The following is a 20,112-nucleotide window of genomic DNA, read 5'->3' as shown; positions in this document are numbered from 1 at the left end:
ATAAGCGTAAAGCTTTAGATACACTGGTTTTACCAGTGATTCAAGATTAGGAAAAATCCTGATTTTGAATGACTGATAAAATTTCAGTCAGGAATGTACCTTGAAAACCGAATATTGAAAATAATCTTAAAGTATCAACGTCTAAAAAGTTGGTTTGTAAGAACCAACCAGATAGAAGAAGATAAACGAGAAGACATCCAAAACAAGCAAAAACGAAATGAAGATTTCAAATAAAAGGCATACAACGCTATGTATGCTGGTAACGAGACCAAAAAAGGACGAGTTACAACAGGTTAAGCTGTAAAGAGCACAGGGCGGATGCCTTGGCACTAAGAGCCGATGAAAGACGCGATAAGCTGCGAAAAGCTGCGGTGAGGAGCAAATATCCCGTGACCCGCAGATGTCTGAATGGGGAAACCCGGCGGAGCAAACCTCCGTCACTGTATACTGAATCCATAGGTATGCGGAGGGAACCCGGTGAACTGAAACATCTAAGTAGCCGGAGGAAGAGAAAGAAAATATATCGATTCTGTGAGTAGCGGCGAGCGAAAACGGAAGAGCCCAAACCAGTGTGCGTGCATGCTGGGGTTCGGACTGCAGACGTTACGAACAAGGTTAGCAGAACGGTCCTGGAAAGACCGGCCAGAGAGGGTGAAAGCCCCGTAAGCGAAAACCGAGTGAGGACAGCAGTATCCAGAGTACCACGAGACACGAGAAACCTTGTGGGAAGAAGCGGGGACCACCCCGTAAGGCTAAATACTCCTTAGTGACCGATAGCGCATAGTACTGTGAAGGAAAGGTGAAAAGGACCCCGGGAGGGGAGTGAAAGAGAACCTGAAACCCTGTGTTTACAAGCTGTGGAAGTACCTTAAGGGTACAACCGCGTACTTTTTGTAGAACGGTCCGGCGAGTTGCGGGTGCTGGCAAGGTTAAGTCCTTAAGGGACGGAGCCGAAGGGAAACCAAGTGTCAATAGCGCGTGAAGTCAGCATCTGCAGACCCGAAACCGGGTGATCTATCCATGTCCAGGTTGAAGTTGTCGTAAAAGACAATGGAGGACCGAACGCACATCCGTTGAAAAGGGTGGCGATGAGGTGTGGATAGGGGAGAAATTCCAATCGAACCCGGAGATAGCTGGTTCTCCTCGAAATAGCTTTAGGGCTAGCCTCGTATTAATGCCATGGAGGTAGAGCACTGAATTTCCTAGGGGGCGTCAAAGTCTACCGAAGAATATCAAACTCCGAATGCCATAGGTATGATGTACGGGAGTCAGACTGCACGAGATAAGTTGGGCAGTCAAAAGGGAAAGAGCCCAGACCTACAGCTAAGGTCCCAAAGTACGTGTTAAGTGGAAAAGGATGTGGGATTTCAAAGACAACTAGGATGTTGGCTTAGAAGCAGCCATACATTCAAAGAGTGCGTAATAGCTCACTAGTCGAGAGGTCCTGCGCCGAAAATGTCCGGGGCTGAAACACGACACCGAAGCTTAGGAATACAAGTAATTGTATTGGTAGAGGAGCAATCTTACCGGGAGGAAGCAGTACTGTAAGGTATTGTGGACTGGTAAGAAGAGAGAATGCCGGAATGAGTAGCGAGATGGAGGTGGGAATCCTCCAGGCCGAATATCTAAGGTTTCCAGGGTAAAGCTGATCTGCCCTGGGTAAGTCGGGGCCTAAGGCGAGGTCGAAAGACGTAGCCGATGGACAACAGGTTGAGATTCCTGTACTATCATATGACAGAACTGTGGGGACACAGAAGGAAAGCCTGAGCCGGGAAAGGGAAAACCGGTGCAAGCGGAGTAGGAGTCAGACTGGAAAAACCGTCTGGCAATCTGAAGCCGTGATGCGTACCGAACTAGAGTAGGGAAGCAGGCGGGCCGGCTGTCGAGAAAAGCCGCTATTGTTCATATGATACCCGTACCGTAAACCGACACAGGTGGATGAGGAGAGAATCCTAAGGCCGGCGGGAGAAGCATTGTTAAGGAACTCGGCAAAATGACCCCGTAACTTCGGGAGAAGGGGTGCCTCTGAAAGGAGGCCGCAGAGAATAGGCTCAAGCAACTGTTTAGCAAAAACACAGGTCTATGCGAAACCGAAAGGTGAGGTATATGGGCTGACGCCTGCCCGGTGCTGGAAGGTTAAGAGGAGGAGTCAGGCAACGAAGCTCCGAATTTAAGCCCCAGTAAACGGCGGCCGTAACTATAACGGTCCTAAGGTAGCGAAATTCCTTGTCGGGTAAGTTCCGACCCGCACGAAAGGCGTAATGATTTGAGCGCTGTCTCGACAATGCACCCGGTGAAATTGAAGTACCAGTGAAGATGCTGGTTACCTGCGCCAGGACGGAAAGACCCCATGGAGCTTTACTCCAGCTTGATACTGGGATTCGATGCTGTATGTACAGGATAGGTGGGAGACTAAGAAGTGATTACGCCAGTAATCATGGAGTCAATGTTGGGATACCACCCTTGCAGCATTGGATTTCTAACCTGCGCCCGTGACCCGGGCGGGGGACAATGTCTGGCGGGGAGTTTGACTGGGGCGGTCGCCTCCGAAAGGGTATCGGAGGCGCTCAAAGGTTCCCTCAGGATGGTTGGAAACCATCCGAAGAGTGCAAAGGCATAAGGGAGCTTGACTGTGACACCGACGGGTGGAGCAGGTACGAAAGTAGGACTTAGTGATCCGGTGGTATTAAGTGGGAATGCCATCGCTCAACGGATAAAAGCTACCCTGGGGATAACAGGCTTATCACTCCCAAGAGTTCACATCGACGGAGTGGTTTGGCACCTCGATGTCGGCTCATCGCATCCTGGGGCTGTAGCAGGTCCCAAGGGTTGGGCTGTTCGCCCATTAAAGCGGTACGCGAGCTGGGTTCAGAACGTCGTGAGACAGTTCGGTCCCTATCCGGCGCAGGCGGAGGATATTTGAGAGGAGCTGTCCTTAGTACGAGAGGACCGGGATGGACGGACCGCTGGTGTATCTGTTGACGACCAACGTCATGGCAGAGTAGCCAAGTCCGGCAGGGATAAACGCTGAAGGCATCTAAGCGTGAAGCCCCCCTCAAGATGAGATATCCCAATAAGTAAGACCCCTTAGAGAGTATGAGGTAGATAGGCTGGAGGTGGAAGTGCAGCAATGTATGTAGCTGACCAGTACTAATCGGTCGAGGGCTTATCCTGAAAGAAGCAGGTTTTGGAGAGAAAAGAGATTAGATTCAATGTTCGGTTTTGAGGGTATGGGTTCATACATCTGGTTATAGAGAGATGCAGAGGAAAGAGATAGTCCTCGATAGCTCAATGGTAGAGCACTCGGCTGTTAACCGAGTTGTTGTAGGTTCGAGCCCTACTCGGGGAGGTGCTGTGAAGGCTTAAGTCCGGAGGAGCGAAAGAAGGAGAGGAATCTCCACAGAGGAGACCTGGAGAAGGGAATCCAAAAAGGAAAAGAGGCTCCGTGGTCAAGCGGTTAAGACATCGCCCTTTCACGGCGGTAACACGGGTTCGATTCCCGTCGGAGTCATTTTTTGAAATTGTTCAGCATATAATAAAATTAAGTAAGGCGTAGTAGCCAAGTGGTAAGGCAATGGTCTGCAACACCAGTATCCACCGGTTCAAATCCGGTCTACGCCTCTTCAAAGAATCAGAGAAATCTGGTTCTTTTTTTTGTTGTGATTTAAGAATCAACTTAGCCAGGAACAGATAAATATAGAGTTGGCAGTTTCATACTGCTGACTTTTTTATTTCAAGGAGTAAACGTCAAGATATTCAAGGATATGCAATACTTTCAACATATACAGAAAGACTGGAGGTATTTATAATTAAATTGAGGAAAGACACTTTGATGAGTTAAATATTGTATGAAAATTTGGTTAATAGCATCAGGTAGTAGAAAAGGTTGCATAGGAAAAGATGGTGTGGGAAAAGAAGGAGAAACGATATGGCAGAAACTGAATATTTAATTTATGAGAATCTATTCGCAAAAAAGGAGGATATTGAGGACTTCGTCCTGGAAGGTAAGGCGGATATTACCTTTGAGAATGGGTGTATGCGTATGAAAAATGCGCTGGAGGCAGGTTTGGGACAGATGGCAAATTTTGTGCTTTGGTGTCCGAAGGAATTCCCAAAGGATATCCGGGTGGAATGGGAATTCAGACCGTTAAGTGATGTTGGCCTTTGTATTTTGTTTTTTGCAGCAGCGGGAAAAGGAAACCGGGATTTGTTCGATCCGTCTCTTGCTGAAAGAACAGGGGAGTATCCGCAGTATCACAGCGGTGATATCAATGCGTTCCATGTCTCCTATTTTCGCAGAAAAGAGCCGGAGGAGAGGGTATTTCATACATGTAATCTTCGTAAAAGCTGCGGATTTTATCTTGTTGCCCAAGGGGCGGATCCGATTCCGGGAGTTGAGGATGTAGTGGATTTTTACAGGCTTGCAGTGATAAAAAAGGAAAACAGGATAGAGTTTACCATTAATGAATTGAGTATATTTACATATATAGATGATGGAATTACATGTGGGGCTTTACTGGATGGAGGAAAAATTGGATTCCGTCAATTGGCTCCGCTCACTGCGGAGTATAGAAATCTGAGGGTATATCAGATAAAATAATTGTTTTGGAGAAGCAGTATTTAAGTACGTGAGGAGAGGAAAGTAAGGAGAGGAAAGTAAGGAGAAGGAAATATGAGATTACATAATTTGGGTAATAGAATTAAAAAAGGTTATACAACATGGGGATGTATGTGGGAGAAAGGAAGCTGTTTGCAGGACAGCAATTTTTGTCTGGAGAATATTTACAGAGATGAGAAGAAGCCGGATGAGGATTCTGTTGCTGTTCCTGTGCAGTCGAGGATTACCGCTTACTGGCCTGATGGTACGGTAAAATGGACAGCTCATACGGCTGACAGCGCATTGCTGGCGGATGAGATTGAGGTGAGGGCTGTTGCTGGTGGAAAGGGTGGTCATACGGAGTTACAGTTACTGACGGTTGAGAGGCAGGGAGGAAAGATTATTATACATGCCGGGGCGGCAGAGGTGGTTCTGGAGGAAGGGACAGGCAGCCTTTTAAGCAGGTTTTCCTTCCGGGGGACGGAGGTGCTGACAGGTGCGGAGCCGGTGCTGCTCCTGGAAGAACATGACAAAGGACGGGAAGAAGAGTTTGTGCGTATCAGAAAATATAAGGCGCTTATTCTGGGAATAACATTGGAAGAGAGAGGTCCTTTGCAGGCTATTGTCAGGTATGAAGGAACACATATCAGGGAGGATGGGGAGCGAAGGATACCTTTTGTTATTCGGATGAGGATCGGTTATGACAGTCCGGAGCTTGGATTTGAGCATACTTTTCTGTATGATGGGGAGGAGGACAGGGACTTTTTAAAAGGGCTTGGGATCCGTTTCCTGGCGCCTTTGTCGGGGCCGGTGTATAACAGGCATGTTAAATTTGAAGGGGATTATGGGGTATTTCATGAGAGCTGTGCACACCTGTTATCCTGGAGGCCAAGAGTGCCGGATGGAATTTATGAGGCACAGATGAGGGGGGAAATGCTTTGTCCTGAGGGAGAGGACGGGGAGGTGGTGAATACCGTACTCAGGGATATGCCTTTTTGGGATGAATTTGTTTTTACGCAGGACAGTGTCAGTCATTTCAGTGTAAAAAAGAAGATAAAGGATGAGAATTGCTGTTATATTGATTGCCTGCATGGCGGCAGAAGCAACGGCGGCGCGGCGTTGGGGTCGGAGCATGGTTCAGTGCTGTTTTCTATTCGTGATTTCTGGGAGAAATATCCTTCTGGTTATACCTTTTCAGGAATGACGGGGAATACAGCAGAGGCCGTGGTGTGGCTCTGGTCACCGGAGGCGGTGGCGATGGATTTCAGGCATTATGCGAATCGGGGATACAACCAGGTATATTATGAGGGCTATGATTATAAAGGGGCGGATCCCTTTGGTATTGCCTGTACGAGTGAGTTTTCCGTAGCGGCGGCAGAAGCTGTGATTCCCTCTGATGAGGAGGTGGTTTCTTTTGCAGAGAGAGTGAAGTTTCCGGTGCATTATGTGGGAACGCCGGAGTTTTACCATGAGATGAAAGCCTTTGGGCGGTGGTCATTGCCGGGAGGAGATACGGAAGTGGAGCGTTGGCTGGAGGAACAGCTTGACAGGGCGGCGGATTTTTACCGGGATGAGGTAAAGCAGAGGAACTGGTATGGTATGTTTAATTATGGGGATTTCATGCATACTTATGATCGGGAAAGACACCAGTGGCGGTATGATTGCGGCGGTTATGCGTGGGATAACACGGAGCTGGTTCCGACACTGTGGCTTTGGTATGCATTTCTGAGGACCGGCAGGGAGGATGTATTCCTTCTGGCGGAAAAGCTGTCCAGGCATGCGTCTGAGGTGGATGTGTATCATATTGGCAGGTATAAGGGGCTGGGGTCACGCCATAATGTGAGGCATTGGGGGTGTCCGTGCAAGGAAGCTAGAATCGCTATGGCCGGGCATCATCGGGTTTATTATTATTTGACGGGGGATCGGCGGTTTGAGGATATTTTTGATGAACTTAAGGATAATGAACGGACCTTTTTGAACAGGGATCCTTTGGGGGATTTCTATGATAAGGAGGAGATGGTTTATCCAAGCCACGCCAGAAGCGGGCCGGACTGGTCTTCTCTTTGTGCCAACTGGCTGACGGAGTGGGAACGGAAAAACGATACTGTATATCGGGATAAAATAATTGTTGGGATGAATGACATCAGGAAGGCTCCGCTTAGGCTTGTTTCCGGACCGGATTTTGAATTTGATCCGGAGAGTGTGCATCTGCGTTATATCGGAGAGCGGGCCGCGGGAGGAACCCATCTGCAGATTTGTATGGGAGCGCCTCAGATTTGGATGGAAATGGCGGATTTGCTTGAGGATGAGGATTGGAAGCAGATGATGGCGGAGTATGGAAGATTTTATTATCTGCCAAGGGAGGAGCAGATGAAGGAATCAGGGGGATTGATCGGAGAGCGGGAATTTAGCCTGCCGTTTATGGCTGCCACCATGGGAGCCTATGGTGCAGAAAGGCTGGGTGATAAAGCGCTGGCGGAACGTACCTGGATGCATTTGCTGCATGCTTTGATTGGCGGGGGATGCCATGATGGTTTTAAAACGACGGCGGTACTCGGGCGGGGAAATCAAGAGGAGCTGAGGGAGATTCCCTGGATATCCACGAATTTTGCCGCACAGTGGTGTCTGAATGTGATTTGTGCGTTGGAATTTATTCGGGAATATCTGCCGGAGACTTTGCAGGAGGCGGACAGGCTGGCGGCGGGATTGGATGAAGGAAGCTTCAGGAAGGCATGAGAAAGGAGGATTTTGTGGCTGAAAAAGTGATTAGAAGGCAGTTCCGCGGCTGCCTGAAGGAAGATGCAAGGGAGGGAACGAGGCTGTGCATGGCGGCAGCGGAGGCTGAGAAGGAGGTCAGGAGGCTGATTCAGAGTGGAAGACTGCTTACGGCTTCCGTATACTATCATGGAGATATGTGTTTCCTATACTATGAAGCATTGGAGGAAGGGGTGTCTCCGGCGGATTTTTTGAAACCGCTGGAAGCTTGTCTGGAGCTTTGGCCTGAGGAGGGCGGCAAAACCTGTTGGGCGCCGATGTATTCTATTTACTGGCACAGTGTCCCACAGGATGCGGACAGCTGGATGGAAAGCCGGAAGGGAAAGAAAAACAGGATCGGGAGAATTGCATTTCTGTATCCGGAGAAGATGTTTTCCTATACCTATTGGCATCAGGCCATAGTGGAAGAGGGGCTTTTAAAGGGAGATCAGTATCAGTTTATCAGCCTGCATGAAAATATTTTGTTTTCCTATTTTGAGGAACCGAAGAATATGGTGAATATCACCGGTATGGAGAAAGCTTCGGAGGTAATTGATAAATGGCTGGCGGTTAATCCGGAAAGCCATTTTGACAGGGAGAAGGCGGGCGGCAGTAATTTTATAATTATTGAACAGCTTCTGTCGGTTGCAGCGGGGGATGATTAAGGGATAAGATAAAACAAAATAAAAACCCAGCAGCTATATAACGGATAAGGAGGGAAAACATGCTGATAATAGGAACGCATATGTCGATCGCCGGAGGACTGGCCAAAACGGCGGAAAACGTAGTGGAAATGGAAGCGAATACGATGCAGATATTCAGCCGCAATCCCAGGGGATCCAATTTCAGGGTTCCGGAGCCGGCGGAAATAGATAAATTCCAGAGCATCAGGAAAGAGAAGCATTTCGGCCCTTTGCTGGCGCATGCCCCCTATACGATGAACCTGGCCAGCGCGCAGGAGAAGGTATATAAATTCGCCTGCACAGTTATGCGGGAGGATATTGCCAGGATGGATGCGCTGGGAATAGAAAATATCGTGTTTCATCCGGGCAGCCATACGGGAATTGGTGTGGAGGAAAGGATAAAGAATATTACCGCAGGGCTGAACCAGGCGATTACTGGCAGGGAGAATATTACGGTGCTGTTGGAAACCATGTCAGGAAAGGGAACGGAAATCGGCGCAAGGTTTGAACAGCTGAAGGCCATACGGGATGGGCTGGAGCATCCCGAACGGGTAGGGATCTGCCTGGATACCTGTCACGTCTTTTCGGCGGGATATGATATTGTGAATGATTTGGAAGGGGTGCTGGAGGAATTTGACAGGGTGCTGGGGCTTGAACTGCTGCGTGCGGTTCATTTTAATGACAGCAGTATGCCGTTTGGTTCTCATAAGGATCGGCATTCCCCGATTGGAGCGGGTATGATAGGACTGGATGCGCTCATCAGTTTTATGAAGCATCCGGCGGTAAGGGAGCTTCCTTTTTATACGGAAACGCCTTTGGACGATGAGGGCCATAAAGCGGAAATAAGAATGATAAAAGAAAAAATCGGGGAGGCCGCCTGCGGGGAATAGGCGGCTTTCCCGATTTCAGTTACAAAAAGATAAATATGATATATTTCACAGCAGAGGTGCGAACAGGCGGAGGATGCACTGGAAGCAGCGGACGAATACGGAGCGCTTTTGGCAGTAATCAATGCCGATTTCCGTGCATAATGGAAAGGTATCGCAGAAATCCTTTTTGATATCCATCACGGCATCGCAGCCGTAGAGATATACGCCGCATTCAAAATGCAGGTAAAGGGAGCGGTAATCCATGTTAATTGTACCCACCACAGCGGTCTGGTCATCTGACACATAGCCTTTGGCATGGATGAAGCCGGGGGTATATTGATAGATGCGGACACCGGAGCGGATGAGTGCGGTGTAATAGGACTGGGTGAGAAGGAATACCAGTTTTTTATCAGGGATGCCGGGAGTGATGATACGCACATCGATGCCTCTTTCAGCCGCCATGCACATCTCCTTCTGCATTTCATTGTCGATAATCAGGTAGGGGGTGGAGATGTATACATAATCGGTGGCATTTTTGAGGATGTTCATATATACATTTTCGCCCAGGGTGACATTGTCCAGGGGCGTGTCGGAGTAGGGCTGTACGTAGCCTCCCTGCCGGCTTTGGAAGGGGGCGCAGGAGGTAAGATATTTATCCCAGGCGGTATCCGTGTCGCGGATAAAATTCCACATTTCCAAAAACATTATGGTATGGCTTCTTACGGCGTCGCCTTCCAGGCGGATTCCGGTGTCCTTCCAGTGTCCGTAGGGATGGGTGATGTTAAAATATTCATCGGCCAGGTTAAAGCCTCCGGAATAGCTGATCCGGTTGTCGATTACCGTAATCTTCCGGTGGTCCCGGTGGTTCATGAAAATATAGAGGAAGGGCACCAGCGGGTTGAAAATACGGCACTGGATTCCCTGCCGGTTCAGGCGGCGCATGAATTCAGGCTTGACGTAGCCAATGCTTCCGAAATCGTCATAGATAAAGCGTACTTCAACGCCTTCCGAAATCTTCCGAAGGAGTACTTCTTCAATGCGGTGAAAGGCCTGGGTATCCTCCACGGCAAAATATTCCATAAAAATAAATTCCCGGGCGTTTCCCAAATCCTCCAGAAGGGCTTCCAGGGCGGCTTCCGCCTGAGGATAGTAGGAGACATCGGTATTTTGGTAAACAGGGTAGCCGCTGGAGGACTGGATATAGTATTCCTGATTGTGGATATAGATATTATTCTCCTTCAGGGCGCCCAGCACGTTCTCATCCTGTGAAAGCTCACAGGCAAAGCGTTTCTGCACCTTTTCATATATGGCGCGGGTACGTTTGGTGAGGCCGGTCCTGCCGAACATCAGATACAGGCAGATTCCGAAAACAGGGAGCGCCAGTATAACGATGGTCCATACAAGCCTGGCGGCGGAGAAATCGCTTTTTGCATTTATGCGAAGCACTACGATCAGCGCGATGATATCAAACACCGCGGAAAACCATACATAGTACTGGTTCAGCTTCCATACAAGCCCGATGAGCCATACCAGCTGTATGAGCAGACAGAGTACGGTAAATAAAACACGTCCGAAAATAACCTTAAGAATATTTCTCATGTGCATCCCCCTTTATATTTCTCTGAAGTAAAAATGCAGGCAGATAAGACTTATTATAGGAGATTATACTCTTTCAGGCCCGGGAAGTCCATTCGTCCTGAATTTCTTTTCACGTACACTTTCCCGGATTCCTGTGGTAAAATAATGCTTGTAATAAAAATTTAACAGGAGGGGTATTATGGCGGATTTTAAAGAACTGAGCAGGCTGCTGGAGGAGATCCTGGAGCAGGGGCCTGCAGGCTGCGGCTGCGCGGTGGCAAGAAACGGTGAAATTCTTTTTGAGGAGTATCATGGAGTAAAGGATCTGGAAAGTGGGGAGCCAATTACCGCGGACAGTGTATACCGGCAGTATTCCACGACAAAGGTGGCTGTCTGTACGGGAGCCATGATGCTGTTGGAGAGGGGAAAATTCCTTCTTAATGATCCGATTTATGAGTATTTTCCGGAATGGAAGGATACGATGGTGGCACAGCCTGAGGAGGACGGGAGTTACCGGGTGCGTCCGGCAAAACGGCCGATTCTGATCAGGGACTGTTTTTCCATGGCCATGGGTATCGGTTATGGCGGGACCGACTATACGCATCAGGCCGCGGAAAAGGTGCGGGCGCAGCTGAGGGCAAACGTGGGAGAATATACGTTGCAGCAGGAAATCAAGGCCATGGCAGAGGTTCCGGTTGCCTTTGACCCGGGCACGCACTGGCTGTATGGCTTCGGGCATGAGCTGGTTGCCGGGCTGATTGAAGTGGTATCAGGAAAGGGTGTGGGACAGTTCCTGAAGGAGGAACTGTTTGAGCCTCTGGATATGAAGAATACGGGGTATCATTATTTTGGAGATATCAGGGAACGTATGGTGACAACGTATCTGCTGAAGGAGGACGGCAGCAGGGAGGCCAGCCCTTATTTTCAGAGGGATGAGTTGTTTGAGCCTGAAGCGAAGTATGAAGGCGGCGGCGCGGGGCTGTTTTCCACAGTGAGGGATTACCTTGCACTCACTCAGATGCTGGCCTGTGGGGGCGAATATCAGGGCAGAAAAATCATGGGCAGGAAAACCATAGATCTGATGCGCTGCAATCAGCTGAATGAACAGCAGCTGAAGGAATTCAGGAATCCCTATCTGGAAGGCTACGGCTATGGCTGCGGTGTGAGAACGCTTATGGATCCTTCCGCAGGCGTTAACAGCTCTGTGGGGGAATTCGGCTGGACAGGTATGCTGGGAACCTATGTATCGATTGATCCGGCGGAAAAGCTGTCTCTGGTGTATATGCATAATCTTTTTCCAAACAGGGAGGCGTATATTCATCCGAGAATCAGAAATATAGTATATGGAGTCTTGTAGAATATGGAATAAGAAAGGGAGCGGGTGCCTAGGCATCCGCTCCTGTTAAATATTTAAGGGCATTGTGATAACAGATATTCTGCACCATTTTTCCCAGAAATTCCATATGGCAGGGATATTCGCCGTCTTCCACCCAGCAGCCAATTTTATTGCAGAGGATCCGCCGGTAATATTCATGCCGGGGGAAGGAAAGGAAGCTGCGGGAATCGGTGAGCATACCGATTGACACTGGCAGCAGGCTCAGGTTGGCCAGAACGTCGAGCTGGGCCTCCATGCCTCTTTTATTGTCACAGAACCACCAGGCGGTGCCGAACTGTATTTTTCCCCGGTGGGGAGCGGACTGGAAATTACCGCACATGGAGGCAAGCATTTCATAATCTTTCTGGTTCAGGCAGTAGAGGATGGTCTTGGGTAGCTCGTCGGTGCGGTCCATGGAATCGAGCAGGGCGGAAAGTTCGCCCGCATAGCAGAAATCATCCACGCTGTCAAAGCCCGTATCCGGCCCGAGCTTCTGGAGCATCCGGCTGGAATTGCTGCGCAGGGCGCCAATGTGTAGCTGCATGGCTATATTTCTGGCGGCATACTGTTTTCCCAGGAAGGTGAGGATATTTCCCTGGAAACGGCGGCGGTCATCTGCGGTGAGCGCCGCACCCGCCATCCGCCTTTCGAAAATTTCCTGTGCTTCCTCATCAGTGGAAGGGGCGAAGAGCGCGCCCTCCAGGCTGTGGTCGGAAAGCAGGCAGCCGCCTTCCCGGATAAAATAATCCAGGCGGGAAACGAGGGCCTCCTTTAAATCGGACAGGCTGTTAATGGGATATCCCCAGGCTTTTCCCAGTGCGGCCAGGTAAGCCGGATAATCTTCTTTCCCGATAAGATAGGCCTTGTCGGGGCGGAAGGTGGGCAGAACCCGGACAGAAAAGCCTTCTTCACGCAGCTTACGGTGATATTCCAGATCCTCGCAGGGGTCATTGGTGGTGCAGAGCGCTTTGACATTCTGCATTTTCAGAAGATTACGAACGGAAAATTCCGGCCGGGAGAGCTTTTCGTTGCAGGCCTCCCAAAGCTTATCACAGGTTTTAGAGGAAAGCGGTTCGGTAATGCCGAAATAACGCTGCAGCTCCAGGTGTGTCCAGTGATAGAGAGGATTGCCGATGGAATTTTCAATGGTTTCCGCCCAGGCGCTAAAGCGGCGGTAATCCATACTTCCGGCATCTGCATGGTAGCAGCCGGGTTGGTTTGCACCTGGGGTTTCCGGTGTGCGGGAGTCTCCTTTGGGGCCTGTTACCAGCTCTTCCGGGAATCCATAGGTACGCATGGCGCGCCATTTATAATGGTCGCCGTAGAGCCATGCCTGTGTAATGTTGGAAAAATTGATATCTTCATATATTTCCTGTGCGCTGAGGTGGTTATGGAAGTCAAATATCGGCATCGTTTCCGCATAGTCGTGATAGAGACGGCGTGCCGTTTCCGTTGTCAGCAGGAAATCTTCATTCATGAATTCTTTCATGTATTTTCTCCTTTTCAGGTTCCTTACGGAAAATCAGCCCAGAGCCTTTTCCAGGGTGCGTTCTACGGCGCCTGTACCGGCGCACAGCTGCCTGAAATAATCCTTAACAAGATCGGCCAGCCCTGCTTCAAACAGATCCACGCCCCAGATTTTGGAATCGGAGAGCAGGGAATCCAGGGAAGACAGATCCTGAGGAAGCCCGCCAAGACGGAAATCTGCTACAAAAGGACGGACGGTATCAAGCAGCGGATCGGCGCTTGGAGCAAAAGCATTGCCCTGATCATCCACAGCCATCAGATAGCGGAGCCAGCCTGCAAATACAAGAGGGATGATTTTCAGGCTTTCCACCTTTAAGTCAGGATTCTGCAGATAAGCCTTGATGGTTTCGCCGAAGCGGATGGGCAGCTTCTGGGAGGTGTCCGTAGCGATTCTCTGCGGTGTATCCGGCATGAAGGGATTGGGAATACGTTTATTTACCACCTCGTCAATGAACTGCTTCGGATCGAGGATGCCGGGATTAACCACCACGGGAAGTCCCTCCTGGTAGCCGATAACCTCCACCATTTTTTTCAGAAGGGGGTTTTTCATTTCTTCCGCAATCAGGGTGTAGCCCAGCAGGCAGCCGTAAATGGCGAGGGAGGTGTGGAGAGGGTTTAAGCAGGTGCATACCTTCATTTTTTCCACCTTATCCACGGTTTCCCTGGTGGTATAGATGATGCCGCACTGATCCAGTGGAAGCTTTCCGTTGGGGAAGGCGTCTTCAATGATGAGATACTGGCATTCCTCTGCGTTGACAAAGGGAGCAACGTAGGTGTTTTTCGTGGTGATGACGGGATCCAGGTCAGCGATGCTGTCTTTTTCAAGCATGGCCTTAACCGCAGGATCGGGACGGGGAGTGATCTTATCGATCATGGTCCAGGGGAAGGAGACGCTGTCCTTATCATTGATATAGCTGACAAAATCCCTGGATACAAGGCCGTTTTCCGCCCATTTTTCCGCAAAGGCGCTGACTGCGGCATAGAGCTTGTCACCGTTGTGGGAGCAGTTGTCCATGCTTACGAGGGCGATGGGAAGAGCGTTGCTGCAGAAGCGTTCATATACGAGGGAAACCACCTTTCCCAGGTAGCTTTTGGGTGCGGCCGGCCCTTCCTTAAAATCGGATGCAATATCAGGCAGCAGTTCGCCTTTGCCGTTTACCAGGCTATAGCCCTTTTCTGTAATGGTGAAGCTGGCCATTTTCAGGGAGGAGGCGCGGAAAATCTCCTTCAGGCGTCCGTATTCCCGGGCGTTGGTGCTGTCCAGGATCAGGGATTCCACAATACTGCCCACTACCGTTTTTTCCATGGTTCCGTCGGCCTTCAGGGTGACGAGGATACCAAGATTGTCGTGGGGACGGTACATTTTTTCAATGATTTCATAGTCATAGCCTTCTGCGGCGATCAGGCCGGTGCTCATAATGCCCTGATTCAGGAGGCACTGGGCAACGTTTGCCTGGAAGGCACGGAAAATATTGCCTGCGCCGAAGTGAACCCATTCAGGGGCTTCCAGGGTGCGCTGTGTAACAGCGGGAATATCAAACTGCGGAAGATCGTAGCCGGCAGCCTGCCAGCTTTCCTTTTGCAGGAGTCCTTTTTGTGTTAATTCCATGATTGTTTCCTTTCTTGGCCTTTCTTGATAAGAAAGCGGTTGGTCGGTGTCCGTAACAGTTCATTTATCGGGACTGTTACAGTTTTTTTATTTCTTATTTCCGGCTGTGGGATTTTACGATAGCTTCCCACAGGCCGTTGAGGTACGTTGCGCCAAGGGCCCTGTCATACAGTCCGTATCCGGGCATGGCGACCTCATCCCAGATCATGCGGCCGTGATCGGGGCGGATGGGGCCTTCAAAGCCGATATCGTAAAGGGCCAGCATGATTTCATACATATCGAAGGTGCCGTCGGAGGAAAGATGGGCGGATTCTTCAAAATCGGTGGGGCTGTTGAATTTCAGGTTGCGTACATGGGCAAAATGGATTCTGCCTTTCAGGGAACGGATCATATCGGGCAGGTCATTGTTCAGGTTGGTGCCGTAGGATCCGGAGCAGAAGGTAACACCGTTGTGCGGGTTATCCACCATTTTCATCATGCGGAGGATGTTTTCCTTATTAATGATGATTCGGGGGAGGCCGAATACGCTCCAGGCGGGGTCATCAGGATGAATGGCCATGTTGATGTCGTATTTATCACAGGTGGGCATGATGCGTTCCAGGAAATATTTCAGATTGGCAAAGAGCTTTTCATCGTCAATGTTTTCATACATGGCGAAGAGGTCTTTGATTTTTTCCATACGCTCCGGTTCCCAGCCGGGCATGATGCTGCCGTTGGTATCTGCGCTGATGGAGGCAAACATATCCTCTGGATTCAGTTTGTCCACTGCTTCCTGGGTATATGCAAGAACGGTGGAACCATCCGGGCGCACTCTGGCAAGCTCGGTTCTTGTCCAGTCAAAAACAGGCATGAAATTGTAGCATACCATATGGATATCCGCCTTACCCAGATTTTCCAGCGTGGTAATGTAGTTATCGATATACATGTCCCGTTCCGGTGCGCCGGTTTTGATGGCGTCGTGGATATTGACGCTTTCGATGCCGGCAAGCTGCAGGCCTGCGTCCTCAATTTCTTTTTTTAAAGAAAGTATGTCTTCCAGGGACCAGACTTCTCCGGGGGCGGAATCATAAAGGGTGGATATAACGCCGGTTACACCGGGAATCTGGCGGATCTGTTTCAGGGTTACGGTGTCGAATTTGCTGCCGTACCATCTTAAAGTCATCTGCATAGTGGGAGTCCTCTCTTTCATCAGGAGTTTTCGTTGTATATGAACGTTGATAATAAGGTTATTATAGGTTATATAAAAATGCTTGAAAACTTTATTTATTGCTTGAATTCATGCATAAATTGCTTTAATATTTGGTTATATATGGATTTGTTGAAGGAGACTGTATATGGGGACGATACGGACGCGGTACATGAGCGGGGAAGATGAGCGGCAGTATATGATTGGGGAGGACTATGAGATTTATGAAAAGCGGGGAGCGCCTACCGGAGCGACGCGGATTCACCATCACGACTTTTATGAAGTGATTTATGTGATGGAGGGGGAGTTTTCCAGCCTTGTGGATAACCGGACGTATCATTTGAAAAAAGGGGACTTTCTGCTGATTCCAAGGAATGTGATGCATAATTATCATTATGTGGAGGGGAAGCATGAGCGGTCACGGCGGATTGTGTTGTGGATAAGTAAGGGGATGTTGGAACGCCTTGGGGATGGGGAGATGGATTTGGAGGGATGTTTTCCGGAGGGCGGGGACTGTGCCTACCATTTTCCGCTGCATTATGAAGAAATCCTGCGGAACCTGCTGGTGAAGGCGGTTATGACGGAAGTGCCGGATCTGAATGGGGCGGAGGGAAAGCGTATTTTTGACAAAGCGCAGCTGATGCTGTTTTTTCTGTATCTGAATGCGCTGTGTGCGGGGGATTCCTTTTATTTTGCAAAGGAGGAATCGGTGCATCATGAGCTGGTGCAGAAGGTGAATGAGTATATTGAAGCGCATATGTCCGAGACAATCCTTCTGGAGGAGCTGGCGGAATATGTGCATATGAGCAAATACTATTTTCTGCGGCGGTTTAAGGAGCTGACGGGACTGACGGTACACAGCTATCTGAATAACAAGCGGCTGATCCGGGCCTGTGAGGAGCTGAAGAAGGGGATACCTGTCGGAGAGGTGTGGGGAGTATGCGGGTTTATGGATTATTCCTCTTTTCTGAGGAATTTCAGAAAGGAATATGGGATGTCGCCCACCAGCTACCGGGCTTATCTGGAGCAGGGAGACAGGCAGGGATAAGCATTTTAGGCACATTTGATATTTTTTGTCATAAAAAATTGACAGGATTCATACTGTTACATGGACAAAGCTTATGTTACAATAGAGAGTAAACGTAATTATCCGGTTTACTGGATAGTAAAGGGAAGTTAAAAAGACGGCAAATTGGCGTAGAGATATATAGGAACAGGAATTATGGCAAAGATGAATCAGGATCAGAATAAGGACGGCGAGCCCCGGGCGCAGACGGACGGGCGGAATAAGCGGAAGAAAAAAATGGGGAACAGGGCAGGTTTTATGTATGCGGCAGCACTGTTTCTCATTTTTTCCGTGCTGGGAATTGCCGGGGTATTCCTATTTAAAGGCAGAAGCAGGATGCAGGTTTCTGTCATCCCGGAGGCAGCGGGAAGGACGGCGGAAACCGCTGAAGGCATGGAAGCAGCAGAGGGGGATGCTTTTTCAGATAATCAGGAGGAGTCCAGGGATTACCCGGTGGAAATCCAGGCCTGTGAAATCCTTTCAGGCGGCGGGCAGTTTACGGTGAGCGGCGTGGTGAAGGAGCTGCCGGAAAGCGATGATCACAATTTTTATCTGTTTGAACTGGAAACCTATGAGGATGCCATAGGGGAAAATAAAAAATATATCGCCTGGTCAGGAATGAAGGAAAACTTTCAGCTGTCGGCCAAATTATATGAAAACACGGAAAAATCCCGGCTGTATTCCAAGTTTGTTGTGGCGGTGAAGAAGGACGGGGAATATGAAATTGTGAGCAGTCCCCGCTATATTACGAATCCGGAGGCCCTGGCCGATTATTCGGAGCCGTTTCCGGAAGCTGAATCCATCAAGGGACTGCTTGTGGATCCGCAGAAGCTGGGCACTTCGGAGCTGGATGATCTGGGGGTGAAGCATGCGGCCTATAATATCCCTATTTCCAGGCTGCTGGGTCCCAGTACGCACAGTGATTATCCGACGATTACATATACCTATAACGGAAAGGATTACACATTGAATGGCCATGTGGTGTCGGAGTATGATTATGTATTCCGTACCCTGACGGAAAAAGGTATCATCATTACGGCAATTCTCCTGAACAATAAGTCGGATGCCTACCCGCAGCTGATCCATCCGCTTTCCCGGGGCGGCAGCGCTTACTATTATGCGTTTAATGCGGCGGAAAAAGAGGGGACGGACTATCTGGAGGCAATCGCAGCATTTCTGGCGGAACGGTACCGGGACAATACTCACGGCATAGTGATGAACTGGATTATCGGAAATGAAGTGAACGTGCGCTCTACCTGGAATTATATGAAGTATATTGACATTGTGCCTTATGCCAGGGAGTACGCGCAGGCGGTAAGACTGTTTTATAATGGAATCAAAAGCCATAATGCCAACGCCAAAATTTATATTTCCCTGGATCAGCAATGGAACCGGAACCTCAGCTCCAACAGCAGCTATGATTCCAAGGATCTGCTGGATGTTTTTAATGAATGCGTGAAGGCGGAGGGAAACTTCGACTGGGGGCTTGCCCACCATCCCTATTCTGTTCCCATGACTTGGCCGAAATTCTGGGATCTGTCGGGAGAGGCAGGGGAGCTGGTTTTGGAAACTGAGGACACCTCCATGGTAACCATTTACAATATTGACGTCATTACCAGCTATCTGCAGAAGCAGGAGTTCCTGATGCCTGACGGAGAGGTACGCCCGGTCCTGCTGAGTGAAATGGGCTTCACGTCCACCTACGGGGAGGATGTGCAGGCGGCGGCCTTTGCCTATGCCTACTATATTGCGGAAAACAATCAGTATATTGATGCCATGATTTTATCCAGAGAAACAGATGCGGCCGAGGAGGTGGCCCAGGGGCTGGCCCTGGGACTTTCCTACCAGAACGGGCGCAGGAAATACATATATGATACTTTTAAATATATTGATACCGGGGAGGCGGATGCTTACACGGAATTTGCAAGAAATTATCTTGGGATCCAGAGCTGGGACCAGGTAATCACGAAACGGTGAGCGAAAGAAAATGTGACAGGAGAAGACTTCCGTCAGGAGTGTCTTCACGCCTGCGGGCAAAACACATACGTTCAGGATGCCACTGCACACCGATAACAGGCAGGTTTTCATGTACAATGCCTTCGGCCACGCCATCAGGCGCATATTGAACCACAGACAGGCCCCGCCCCGGGGAACCGATGCCCTGATGATGCGCGCTGTTCACATTGAAATCTGCGCCGTACAGCTGATGAAATATGGATCCGGGAACCGCATGGCTGGGATGGACCTGATCCCTGCCGTCATACTGATGTGCATAATTCGTGGGCAGATCCTGAATTACGCCGCCGCCGAAATAAACATTGATAATCTGCATGCCCTTACAAATCCCCAGGACCGGCCTGGAAAGGCGAACAAAAGCATCCAGCATGGCAAGCTGCTTCCTGTCAAGCCCAGGTTCAATTTTCCGGGAGCCATGGTCGCTCTCTCCAAACAGAACAGGATCGATATCGCCGCCCCCGGGAAGAAGCAATGCGTCAAAATCCCCGGCAAACCGGCAGTCTGTCGTAACAGTGCACGAAGCGCCAAGCCTTGTGAGCGCCTCTGCATAATTCTCCGTACTGCCGGAATTCCCGGCAATTACAATTTTTTTCATAAACCCTTCTTCCGGCGCCGCCATACCATCTGCCGGCACCCTGTTATTCAGACTAAATAGCCCGTAATCCATTATATGCACTTTGGACCAAAAGGAAAATACGACTTTCCTCTGCAGCCGCCCGCTTTGGAACACGGAAGGTGGAACGGCCCCTCCCCGCGACTTTGATAAAAAATTAACTTTTTTCGTTTGATATAATACGGTATTCAAAGAAAAAAAGTTGTGCTATACTAATCTCACATTCGTAAGTGCCGCAG

At 49.5% G+C, this 20,112-nt stretch carries 12 protein-coding genes, 3 tRNA genes and 1 rRNA gene; 11 read left to right on the top strand and 5 right to left on the bottom strand.

Annotation, left to right across the window (positions count from 1 at the left end):
- The first annotated feature begins 291 nt into the window (after positions 1 to 291).
- The 8 genes from DXC51_RS09230 (at position 292) to DXC51_RS09195 (ending at position 8,924) form a co-directional block, all read left to right on the top strand.
- Positions 292 to 3,174, top strand: a 23S ribosomal RNA gene (locus tag DXC51_RS09230).
- A gap of 103 nt (positions 3,175 to 3,277) precedes the next feature.
- A tRNA-Asn gene (locus tag DXC51_RS09225) sits at positions 3,278 to 3,349 on the top strand.
- 90 nt (positions 3,350 to 3,439) lie between these two features.
- A tRNA-Glu gene (locus DXC51_RS09220) sits at positions 3,440 to 3,511 on the top strand.
- 38 nt (positions 3,512 to 3,549) lie between these two features.
- Positions 3,550 to 3,621, top strand: a tRNA-Cys gene (locus tag DXC51_RS09215).
- A 307-nt stretch (positions 3,622 to 3,928) separates the two neighbouring features.
- Complete coding sequence (locus tag DXC51_RS09210; protein WP_117544337.1) at positions 3,929 to 4,600, top strand: DUF1961 family protein; 672 nt, start codon at positions 3,929 to 3,931, stop codon at positions 4,598 to 4,600.
- A gap of 72 nt (positions 4,601 to 4,672) precedes the next feature.
- Positions 4,673 to 7,333: an exo-rhamnogalacturonan lyase family protein gene (locus DXC51_RS09205; RefSeq protein ID WP_117544336.1), complete on the top strand. Its 2,661-nt coding sequence runs from the start codon at positions 4,673 to 4,675 to the stop codon at positions 7,331 to 7,333.
- A 14-nt stretch (positions 7,334 to 7,347) separates the two neighbouring features.
- Positions 7,348 to 8,016, top strand: coding sequence for a hypothetical protein (locus DXC51_RS09200; RefSeq protein WP_147332354.1), 669 nt, complete (start codon positions 7,348 to 7,350; stop codon positions 8,014 to 8,016).
- Positions 8,017 to 8,075: 59 nt separating this feature from the next.
- Complete coding sequence (locus DXC51_RS09195; protein ID WP_117544334.1) at positions 8,076 to 8,924, top strand: deoxyribonuclease IV; 849 nt, start codon at positions 8,076 to 8,078, stop codon at positions 8,922 to 8,924.
- A gap of 45 nt (positions 8,925 to 8,969) precedes the next feature.
- Here the strand turns inward: DXC51_RS09195 and cls are convergent, their stop codons facing one another.
- The gene (cls, locus tag DXC51_RS09190; protein WP_117544333.1) at positions 8,970 to 10,502 is read right to left on the bottom strand and encodes a cardiolipin synthase; all 1,533 of its coding nucleotides are present in this window, start codon (positions 10,500 to 10,502) and stop codon (positions 8,970 to 8,972) included.
- Between the two features lie 178 nt (positions 10,503 to 10,680).
- On the opposite strand from cls, the gene DXC51_RS09185 reads away from it, so the two are divergent.
- Positions 10,681 to 11,838: a serine hydrolase domain-containing protein gene (locus DXC51_RS09185; protein ID WP_021634333.1), complete on the top strand. Its 1,158-nt coding sequence runs from the start codon at positions 10,681 to 10,683 to the stop codon at positions 11,836 to 11,838.
- A 28-nt stretch (positions 11,839 to 11,866) separates the two neighbouring features.
- Here DXC51_RS09185 and uxaC read toward each other — a convergent pair whose 3' ends face one another.
- The 3 genes from uxaC to uxuA form a co-directional block, all read right to left on the bottom strand.
- A complete protein-coding gene (gene uxaC, locus DXC51_RS09180; protein WP_117544332.1) occupies positions 11,867 to 13,345 on the bottom strand; it encodes a glucuronate isomerase in 1,479 nt (492 codons plus the stop codon).
- A gap of 33 nt (positions 13,346 to 13,378) precedes the next feature.
- Positions 13,379 to 14,992 (bottom strand): mannitol dehydrogenase family protein, encoded by a 1,614-nt coding sequence (locus tag DXC51_RS09175; protein WP_117544331.1) that lies wholly within the window; start codon positions 14,990 to 14,992, stop codon positions 13,379 to 13,381.
- A gap of 94 nt (positions 14,993 to 15,086) precedes the next feature.
- A complete protein-coding gene (gene uxuA / locus DXC51_RS09170; RefSeq protein WP_117544330.1) occupies positions 15,087 to 16,160 on the bottom strand; it encodes a mannonate dehydratase in 1,074 nt (357 codons plus the stop codon).
- A 166-nt stretch (positions 16,161 to 16,326) separates the two neighbouring features.
- Between uxuA and DXC51_RS09165 the strand changes: the two genes are divergently transcribed.
- Together DXC51_RS09165 and DXC51_RS09160 are read left to right on the top strand one after the other, a co-directional pair.
- A complete protein-coding gene (locus tag DXC51_RS09165) occupies positions 16,327 to 17,226 on the top strand; it encodes an AraC family transcriptional regulator (protein WP_083492914.1) in 900 nt (299 codons plus the stop codon).
- Between the two features lie 174 nt (positions 17,227 to 17,400).
- Positions 17,401 to 19,221: a DUF5722 domain-containing protein gene (locus DXC51_RS09160; RefSeq protein ID WP_117544329.1), complete on the top strand. Its 1,821-nt coding sequence runs from the start codon at positions 17,401 to 17,403 to the stop codon at positions 19,219 to 19,221.
- Here the strand turns inward: DXC51_RS09160 and DXC51_RS09155 are convergent.
- Positions 19,208 to 19,855, bottom strand: coding sequence for a gamma-glutamyl-gamma-aminobutyrate hydrolase family protein (locus DXC51_RS09155; protein WP_025487680.1), 648 nt, complete (start codon positions 19,853 to 19,855; stop codon positions 19,208 to 19,210). The genes DXC51_RS09160 and DXC51_RS09155 overlap by 14 nt on opposite strands.
- Between the last annotated feature and the right edge of the window lie 257 nt (positions 19,856 to 20,112).

It is taken from the genome of Eisenbergiella massiliensis (genome assembly GCF_003435485.1).
The sequence above is the reverse complement of the archived record's forward strand: the minus strand, read 5'-3'. Positions and strand labels throughout refer to the sequence as shown.